Source organism: Mesorhizobium sp. M7D.F.Ca.US.004.03.1.1 (genome assembly GCF_003998635.1).
Lineage (GTDB): Bacteria > Pseudomonadota > Alphaproteobacteria > Rhizobiales > Rhizobiaceae > Mesorhizobium > Mesorhizobium loti.
In genome coordinates this window covers 1-1522 of record NZ_RZQG01001197.1, presented here as the reverse complement: position 1 = coordinate 1522, position 1522 = coordinate 1, and the positions used below count along the sequence as shown (strand labels likewise).

Sequence of the window (1522 nt, the reverse complement as noted above, 5' to 3'; positions counted from 1 at the left end):
CCTTCGCCGTCGGCGTGCAGTGGCATCCGGAATATTGGGTCAAGTCGGACAGCAACTCGGTGAAAATATTCCGGGCCTTCGGCGATGCGGTTCGGCTGCACGCCGCAGCGAAGGCTGGCGCGCGGGCCGCAGCGGAATAATCAGTCGCCGGATTTCTTATCACCGGTGGCCGCCAGCGACAGCAGCGGCAGCGCCGGGGCATAGGATTCGTAGCCGTCGCCGTCGGCAGCCGCGAAGGTAACTATCGGATCGACGCCGTTGGCGCTGAAGGCGACCGTGCCGTCGTTTTGCTCGCGCCAGAACTTCGCCTGCTCTATGCCCGGCAAGAGCCGGCGGCATTTCGGAGCAACGGTGAGCAGCGACAACCCGTCCGAAATTTCGGCCCCGCGGCTGACCGCACAGGCCGCCTCATCGCCATTGGCGACCAGCCTGTAGCTGTTGGACGGGGCGGCCTCGTTGGCCACGCTTTCCCCGCTGCCTAGATGAAACAGCTGAACGCCGCCAAACAGCGCTGTGACAGCGATCAATGCGGAAAGTGCTTTCATCTTCTTCATCCACGCACACGGACAGGATGGAGAATGATTCCAAAGGGTTAAGCTGACGTTAATAAGTGTGGCGGCGCCACTCCTGATATCAACGGATGTCGAGGACGAAACCGTCGGACTATTGCGGGACTGCCAACGAATAGCGATCTGAAAGGAGCTTGAAGAGCCACTCCCGCTCGACATCGGTGGCGGCTGAGGCAAGTTGGACCCTCTGGGCACCCGCGTCGACTGTCAGGCGGTTGCACGTATCGCCCTCGCGTAGTTTCAGCGATTTGAGCTGCGTCCGGTCGATTTTGAGTTCGGTTCGTTTCGGCAATAGAGAGGGCCATACAGGGAAGGACCTGGAGCTAGGCATCTTGAAGGGCGGTACTCCCGGATCATAGACGAGCCCAGCGACCTCCAGCTTCATCATTTCAGGCGCGGATCTCTGGAAAACGCGGCGAACCGTCAGCACCGCAAAGAGGCCCCCGATCGTCCAGGCACAAAGCCAGAATACGAGAAATGCCGTTCCGCCTCCAACCGGCATCGTCATGATCTGGTGGGCGGCGAAAATCTCTCCGAAAGCCCAGCCGCCAAGCCAGAAAAGCATGAATACGCCTGCCATATAGGTGGCGGCGGGCGGTTTTGGGTAAGGGATCGAAACGACCTGCTCCCGGCCACTGGTTGCGACCGAGATGGTGGAGTTTTCGGGCAGCTTCACAGCCATCGGATTGCCCTTTGGCTAGCCTCGAGCCTTCACACTCACCGTCTCCGGTACCGGCGTCAGCGGCCGGCGCTCGGTGAACCAGGACACCAGATTGTCGACGCACAGATCCGCCATGGCGCGGCGTGTATGGTCCGAGGCCGAACCGACATGCGGCAACAGCGAGGTGTTCGGCGCGTCGAGCAGCGCCTTGGGCACGTTCGGTTCGTCGGCAAAGACATCTAGGCCGGCAGCGGCGATGGTGCCGTTGGCGAGCGCTGCCGCAAGCGCTGCC

3 protein-coding genes and 1 pseudogene are annotated in these 1522 nt (G+C 61.6%); 1 reads left to right on the top strand and 3 read right to left on the bottom strand.

Translation table 11 applies throughout. The features are described from left to right. A pseudogene (locus tag EN935_RS42480) lies at positions 1 to 140 on the top strand (gamma-glutamyl-gamma-aminobutyrate hydrolase family protein); the annotation flags it as partial. Here the strand turns inward: EN935_RS42480 and EN935_RS35495 are convergent. The 3 genes from EN935_RS35495 to EN935_RS35485 all read right to left on the bottom strand — a co-directional run. After that, a complete protein-coding gene (locus tag EN935_RS35495) occupies positions 141 to 545 on the bottom strand; it encodes a hypothetical protein (RefSeq protein ID WP_109666697.1) in 405 nt (134 codons plus the stop codon). Positions 546 to 663: 118 nt separating this feature from the next. Beyond that, on the bottom strand, positions 664 to 1251 hold the full coding sequence (locus EN935_RS35490) for a hypothetical protein (protein ID WP_127264759.1): 588 nt from the start codon (positions 1249 to 1251) through the stop codon (positions 664 to 666). Between the two features lie 15 nt (positions 1252 to 1266). Continuing rightward, positions 1267 to 1522, bottom strand: a 256-nt coding sequence (locus EN935_RS35485; RefSeq protein ID WP_281040400.1) for an NAD(P)-dependent oxidoreductase, incomplete at its 5' end; no start/stop codon positions are given.